General features: G+C 45.7%; 4 protein-coding genes and 2 pseudogenes. 2 read left to right on the plus strand and 4 right to left on the minus strand.

What is annotated here, in order from left to right:
* Positions 1–1060: 1060 nt before the first annotated feature.
* Positions 1061–1498 carry an FHA domain-containing protein gene (locus RIG66_RS03120; protein WP_446375118.1) on the plus strand — a complete coding sequence of 146 codons (438 nt, stop codon included), beginning with the start codon at positions 1061–1063 and terminating at the stop codon, positions 1496–1498.
* 200 nt (positions 1499–1698) lie between these two features.
* Here the strand turns inward: RIG66_RS03120 and RIG66_RS03125 are convergent.
* The 4 genes and pseudogenes from RIG66_RS03125 to topA all read right to left on the minus strand — a co-directional run.
* Positions 1699–2158: pseudogene (locus RIG66_RS03125) on the minus strand (EcoAI/FtnUII family type I restriction enzme subunit R); the annotation flags it as partial.
* Positions 2159–2338: 180 nt separating this feature from the next.
* Positions 2339–3757 (minus strand): ATP-binding protein, encoded by a 1419-nt coding sequence (locus RIG66_RS03130; protein WP_446375120.1) that lies wholly within the window; start codon positions 3755–3757, stop codon positions 2339–2341.
* Positions 3754–4281 (minus strand): hypothetical protein, encoded by a 528-nt coding sequence (locus RIG66_RS03135; protein ID WP_446375122.1) that lies wholly within the window; start codon positions 4279–4281, stop codon positions 3754–3756. Before RIG66_RS03135 ends, RIG66_RS03130 begins: the two co-directional genes overlap by 4 nt.
* A 34-nt stretch (positions 4282–4315) precedes the next feature.
* Positions 4316–6508: a type I DNA topoisomerase gene (gene topA, locus RIG66_RS03140; protein ID WP_446375124.1), complete on the minus strand. Its 2193-nt coding sequence runs from the start codon at positions 6506–6508 to the stop codon at positions 4316–4318.
* Positions 6509–7112: 604 nt separating this feature from the next.
* On the opposite strand from topA, the pseudogene RIG66_RS03145 reads away from it, so the two are divergent.
* Positions 7113–7220: pseudogene (locus RIG66_RS03145) on the plus strand (Uma2 family endonuclease); the annotation flags it as partial.
* Between the last annotated feature and the right edge of the window lie 189 nt (positions 7221–7409).

Raw genomic sequence — 7409 nt, forward strand, 5'->3', positions numbered from 1 at the left:
GCCCTCAACTCAAGTTGGGGCTAAAAGCTTAAACCCGTTAAAACGGGTTCAACTATTTACTTATACGGAAGGGGGCGAGGGCGTGAGTGATACAAAGTCAGACCTCAACTCAAGTTGGGGCTAAAAGCTTAAACTCGTTAATACGGGTTCTACTATTTAGTTATGCGGAACGGGGCGAGGGTGTGATTGGATGATACAAAGTCCGCCCTCAACTCAAGTTGGGGATAAAAGCTTAAACCCGTTAAAACGGGTTCAACTATTTACTTATACGGAAAGGGGCGAGGGTGTGAGTGGGTGATACAAAGTTGCAGTTTAATGTAGAACTTTCTTTTTCCCCAATTTCCCCATCTTTTTAAGTTGACATGCATGGGAGGGGTCTTTTCCCTAGTGAGTTAACCAACCGGATCATTTTCTGGTATCCAAGTTAGTCAGATTCGGCTTCAATAACGTGCCATTCGGGTTAGGTTATTATTAATTTATATCAGAGTTAAAAGTATGATACTGGGAGTCACTGAACTGGGGGGTCAGACCCCTCCCTAACTCTCCCTGGTAGGGGATGATTTGGTAGCTTGTGCTACAATTACTGGGAAATTATCCCATCAATTTCAATGATTGAATGGGTATGCTAGCATTGGGGCATTTACTTGTATAGCGGTTTTGAGTTGCTCCGTAATAATACGGTGTGAAAAACTGGGTCAGAGTCTGTAAACTGAAGTTATCAGCTATCAAGTGATACTGAGCATCTTAACTCAATTGTGAGTTAGGTATAGTGTTAAGGTGATAACCAACAGCGATCCGGCTATTGCGATCGCGTACTCTCTAGGCAAAACTCCCAGGTTAGCGGGAGATGCGGGGAAAGTACGGAATATCTAGGGTTTCTAGTCACATTTCCCCGCCCAGTCATGTCCTAGACGTAAATCGCGCTATGCGATTCGTCTGAGGCGTGTCATGATTAAAGGGACAACTTCACACACTGACTCTTCGGAGTAGAGTGTGGGCTTCTAGAAATAGTAAGCCTAATAAACTAACTATCAAGTTTTGATTTTTAGGGGTGCATCAATTGATTCATAAATCTTTGTCAGGCGTAAATCTTGCTCCAAATGTTGTTACGGTATCACTGCGATCGCCGTCCCATAGTGTACCGATTCAACAATGGCATTTTACCGATCAACCGATTATTAAAATAGGGCGCTGTGCAGATAACCATATTGTGCTGCGAAGTTCGGTTGTCTCGCGTTACCATCTGGAATTGCGGCGTATGGGGAACCGATGGAAATTGATTAACTTTGGTAACAATGGGACGTATAAGGACGGTCAACCGATTACGGAACTGGAGATTCAAAATGAAACGATTATTCGACTTGCTCTTTCGGGTCCTCAGTTACAAATTAATCTGAGCGCCACTGTACCAGAACCCTTGTTAAAGTTACTGCGCCATCACGATTCGGGTAATCAGCCTCTTCCGGGACGATTACGCACCATGTTGAGCGGAAGTTAAATATCTGTAGGGGTAGGGAGTTGGGGAAGCTGGGGAAGATGGGGAAGCTGGGGGAGCTGGGGGAAATGTCAATGCTACTCAAAGTATGGGTAGCTAAGGGCTGAAGGGGTGATGTCATGTTCGGTCAAACACCTCTAATAAAAACGCCTGAAACCCCTGTTATTACAGCATTGCAATTATGGGCAATCCTTAGGATATGAGTCGCTGCTAACCTTCATTTGGTTAATCAGGTCGCGTACCATCAGGGCGTGGTCTTGGGTAGCACAGAAAACCAGGGTTTTCTCGTTCTGGTTAATCGCTTCCATGAAGACTCACACCCGATAGGCTTCACGGGGTCGCATTTCAATGATGCGGTTAAAGTCGGCTTCGGTGTAGACGCGATCGCGCTCGATGGTTCCGGCGTCTACAATGTCCTCATCGTTGTAAACGTATTCATCCAGATTGGTTTGGATAAAAAAGTCGGGGGGATATTCGCCGAAGTTGGGCGTGGGTTCCTTATCGCCGTTTTTCGGGGCTTTGCGTTTTTTTGGCAATGGCTTCCGGGTCAATCCGGACTAAGGCATCGGCTGGGAAGGCGGAAAAGTCGATAAAGGCTTGGTTGGCGAGGATGTTGCGGTCTGCCAGAAAGAGAATGCGAGGACGGCGGCTGGGTTGGCGGGTTTCGTCCACCACACCCCAACCCGCAGCACGGAGGGCAGGGTCAATCAGTTCGGCTCTGGTTTCGGCTTCATTCGTGATTTTGGGGGATTTGGATTTGCGTTAAAACACTTTTATTCTTACTCTATAAGGGTTTCGCGGATTCGCTATGGCTAAAATGGATTTGCGTTAAAGCACTTGGGTCTATGCCCAAAAGGGCAGATAACGAGCGTAACGAGTTGAACTCGATTCAGATTCATCGAGCTTGATTAGTCCTGCTTCTTTAGTCGCACCAATCACTTGAGAGACAGTGCCAGTTTTTGATTTGTTTAGACGAAATCGCTCTCGTAGACTTTGATTAGACATACGCTGATTACTAATATAGAGGAGGCAGCAGTGCTGATAACAAGCTCGAATTCGATCAGATTGACTCATCTCATTAAAGTCTTGGTGAGCGAATAAGACAGCAATCGTTCGGATGTCACCTACTCTAAAGTCTGGGGCAGGAAGTTGATACGCCTCGGCAGCGCAAATAACCTTATCAATACCGCTTCCCTTTTCTTCACAAACTCTAAAGCGGCGCATTAAGTCAGCTAATTGCTCATTGCGGGAGCGATACTCGTCTATGAAACGTTCTACCTTAATTGGGGGAATGCCAGGATTAGAGATTTCGACTCGATCGTCGTACATCTCGATTATGACTGAAGTACCTGTGGCGAGAAAATCTTGGTGAACCAAAGCGTTAGCAATTAACTCTCGTAGAGCTTGCCTTGGGAACATTTTTACTTCTTCTCTTACAACTTCTTCGACACAGCGATTCTGGGGGGCGGATGAATGGACAAAATCAACTAAACGCTCAAAACCTACTGCATATCCTTTCTGTTCCGTCTGGTCTATACGAGTATGAAGTTTATTTGCCCCTTCATAAATAATAATTCGTGCTGCTTTACGAGCCAAGCTAAAAGAAAAGTTGTCAAGTCGTTTAGCAAGAAGGATGGCAGATAGATTAGGAATTATCCACCCTTGTGAGGCTTGTTGAAGTAGTTGATCGCTTTGTAATCTTTCTAGAACAGCATCACGATTGGTGGGATAAGGAAGCTCTAGCAGTTCAAAGTAGGTTTGTGTATCTAGTAGAGCAATGACTTCATCAGGACTGGCATTAGAACGAGCAGGTTGAGAAAACCAATCTTGTTGATCTTCAGCAAAGATACGCTTGAGCATATCTGGAGTCATGGGTACAAGATCTTCGCCTGCTCGCATGAGATAAGCTCCCTCAAAAGCTATGGGTTGTCCAGTAGGTCTGGTTGGAACTTCAAAAACCAACACCCGACCTTTGGGGTGGTTTAGTTCTGTAATTTCTACCCGTAGGCGAAGCTTTTCGACAATTTGCGCTTTGATTTTGTTGAGAGCTTCGGGTGTTGGGAAGGCTTGAGAACCAACCACCTGATGCGGTCGTTTGTCAGTAATACCAAAAATGAGATACCCTCCTCCCTCATTAGCGAGGGCGACGCAGTATTTCATCAGTTTGGTGTTATCAAATTGGTTTTTGGCTTCTTTAAATTCGAGTTGCTCATGTTCGACAGAAGAATTTAACCAGCCTTCTAAAGTCTCAAGAGTGATCATGCGGCAATTTCCTCTGTCGTAGTGGTATTTACAGTAACTTCTCCGGTAAATGCTTTGTGGAGAATGGATTGTTTGAGTTCTTGCAGGGCTTCGAGTTTGCGTTGGTAGATGGATTCGAGGCGTTGGGTTTCTCGATAAACATCGTTTAGCTTTTTTAATACTATCTCTTGCTCAGGAATTGATAGCAAAAAAACGGGTAAATCTTGAATAATAGATTTATTTATTTTTCTCATTGTGGGGTTGGTTCCTCTCGCACTACTCGTAATTAGTTCCCGAATCTGAGGAGTCCTGAAGTGCCAATAAACAAGTCTCCTTCTTACTTTGTCTTCATCAATTCTCATTTTCATGATTAAATCGCAGCAAATTTTTAGCTCTTCCATGCCATCACAAATTGCAACGTGTCCTACAAGTTTACTTGTGTTAATTCTAGTCATTAGAAAATCATCATTTTTTAGCCAATAATGAGCATCATTTTTAGTAGTAGCATTAATGTATTTAACCTTACTTATGTCAAATTCAAACACTGTAACAATAGTTGACTGTTATAACCATCACCCATCACTTTTTCACCTCGCCAAGCTTGGGACTCCAAAACGTCCCCTTTTTCGTCCAAAAATAAGCCACAGTTTTACATTTCCCCTGACGAGACTTGGGATTTGCACAACGCAGCATCTTTTTAGCTTGACCCTCTTTCTCATATTCATACAACTCCAACGGCTTGCCACACTTGGGACAAGCATACTCGGTTAAGTTGGCTGGCTTGGTGGGTTTGGCGGCTACAGGACGTTCCGAACGGGGTAACTCATACTCCCCAACCTTCCCATTCCAAAACATTACCGCCCCACATCCCCCCTCACGGTTATCGCAACTGAGGAAATGATCGGCTTTTAGCTTCTTAGATGTAGAAAATACCTTAGTCATCCGATGCTGACATTTAGGACAGGAATAATCCGTGAGTTCCGTTCTCGGACGCCGTTTTGATTCAGCTTTCGGGGTAGACTGAGTTTGACTGGCTATCTCTGGGACTTGGGCAAATGCCGAGTTGAGCGCCGGAGCAAAATAATCCCGATTCCACCCGGTTAAATAACACTCCCAATCCAATTTCCCAGACGCGATCGCATCTAAATCCGATTCCATCTTAGCGGTAAATTCTGGCTGAATTAGATCCGGTAACACCTGTGCCAAAAATGCATCCAATTCCATCCCCAGTTGGGTTGGCTGCAATTTCCCTTTGCTTAACTGCACATAGTTACGCGCTTTCAATGTCTTAATCGTTGGCGCATAAGTGCTAGGACGACCAATTCCAGACCGTTCCATCGCCTGTACCAGTTTGGGTTCGCTGTAGCGTGGGGGTGGCTGCGTCTGTTTCTTATCCGCACCTGCGTTATCTAATGTCAGAGATTGTCCTGGCTGTACTCGTGGTAATTGGGAATCGGCGGCAATATTATGCCAATAGCGAGTATAACCGGGTACGAGTAACACTTGTCCTCTGGCTTCCCAAAATACATCCCCCGATTGGGTGATAATCCGAGTTTTGGACAATTGAGCTTGACAGCACTGAGTTGCGATCGCGCGACGCCAAATTAAATCATACAGTTTTGCCTCATCCCTAGTCAGTTGAACCGATAATTGTTCTGGTGTGCGTTCAACATGAGTCGGACGAATCGCTTCATGGGCTGCTTGCGCCCCAGATTTGGAGCGATGGGCGGCTACTCTAGAGGGTACATTATCCGGGTCATGCTGTAAAAGCCACTGTTTCGCCGCCTGACAAAACTCTGGAGACAACGCCACCGAATCCGTCCGCATATAGGTAATATGTCCCGCTTCATAGAGGCTTTGGGCAATTTTCATCGTCACTTCTGGATTCAGCTTCAGTTTCGCACCAGCAGATTGCTGAAGCGTAGAAGTTATAAAGGCGGCGGGGGGAGATTGTTTAACCGTTTTTCCCTCGACTGTGACAACATGATGAGAATGAGACCGTGCGATCGCAACGAGTTGATCCGCGTCTTCCTGAGAGAGTACCCGCGTCCCCTCTGATACTGGCGTCTCCTCCCCCGCATCATCCGGTTGAGTCTTATTTTTATCCCTCGAATTCCGCCGTTGTGCCGTTTGCGGGTAAGTTCGACCCGCGTAAACAGCTTTAAATCCCTCCTGATACTCCACCCAGACGACCCAATAATCCTGGGGTTTAAATGCCAAAATCTCTTGTTCTCGCTTCACCAATAGATGCAGTGTCGCACTCTGCACCCGTCCCATGGACTTGCAGCCGTTATTCAAGCGCCAGACTAACCGACTCCCCTTATATCCCACCAACTTATCCAAACAATCCCTGGCGCGTCCGGCGGCGACTAAGTTTGAGTCAAGGGTTTTCGGATGTGCGATCGCGCGATCGACGGCGGCTTTGGTAATCTCGGTATAGGTCACCCGTAACGGATTCTTTAATCGCAAAGCCTGGGTCAAATGCCAACCAATGGTTTCCCCTTCTCTATCGGGATCAGTCCCCAGGTAAATTCGGTCAGCTTGGCGAATCGCACCACGCAACTCCGATAAGATTTTCTTGGCTTGACTACTCCGGGGAACGTAGCGACAGTGGATGTGGGAACCGTCCAAATCAAATCCCAGAGAATCTTCACCATCATCGGCTAATTCCCGAACGTGACCCATACTCGCTTTAACCGTCCAGCCAGCACCGAGAATGGATTTAAGCTTTTTGACCTTACCGCCTGATTCGATAATTAATAGATTCGCCATGGCTTTTGGCAGGAGATGAGGGCTTATCTTGATGCCCAGAGAAGACCTTCACTTTCAGTGACGGGATGAATCCGGGCGCTCTTGATTCTAGACATACTCCTTAAGTTTTTCAATTGTAATGTAACACCGCCGCAATTAGCCAGTAGGGTGCGTTAGCGGGGCAATAATTTAGGGGAAACTCCAGTCAATTGTGTTCCCCGCGTAACGCACCAATACAAATGGATAATATAAATAATCGCGTTTTAAACGTTGATAATCTCGGAAAGTGCGATCGGCTAACATAGGTGAATAGAACTAAAAACTTGGTTAATCAACCTAATTTTGAGAAAGACATGAAAATTTAAGTCAGCAAGTAGGGTGCGTTAGCGGGGCAATAATTTAGGGGAAACTCCAGTGAATTGTGTTTCCCGCGTAACGCACCAATACAAATGGATAATATAAATATCGCGTTTTTAAAGTTGATAATCTCGGAAAGTGCGATCGGCTAACATAGATGAATAGAACTAAAAACTTGGTTGATCAACCTAATTTTGGGAAAAATATAAAAATTTGAGTCAGAAACCGGGTTTTTAACTGCCTAAATCGCTAATCTCTATGACAGGAAATGACGGATGAACAAAAGGGAACGTTTGCCAATATTTGCCCGGATTTTGTGGTGGAGTTACGATCGCAGTCGGATACTCTGAAGTTGCTGCAAGAGAAGATGCAGGAGTAATATGGGGTAAGGGCACGGCAATGCCCATTGGTGTCAACTTAAGGTGAAAGCTCGGTTGAGCAAGGGTGTCGGGTGTCGGGTGTCGGGTGTCGGGTGTCGGGTGTCGGGTGTCGGGTGTCAGGATGGAATTGTCTGTTGGAGGCGAAAAAACCTCACACCTACCACCATTCACCTCACCTATTCATC

Source organism: Coleofasciculus sp. E2-BRE-01, from assembly GCF_040221695.1.
Taxonomy (GTDB): domain Bacteria; phylum Cyanobacteriota; class Cyanobacteriia; order Cyanobacteriales; family Coleofasciculaceae; genus Coleofasciculus.

Excerpts from the sequence above, each read along its gene's own strand:
- topA (WP_446375124.1), bottom strand. The coding sequence starts at position 6,508 with ATGGCGAATCTATTAATTATCGAATCAGGCGGTAAGGTCAAAAAGCTT.
- RIG66_RS03130 (WP_446375120.1), bottom strand. The coding sequence starts at position 3,757 with ATGATCACTCTTGAGACTTTAGAAGGCTGGTTAAATTCTTCTGTCGAA.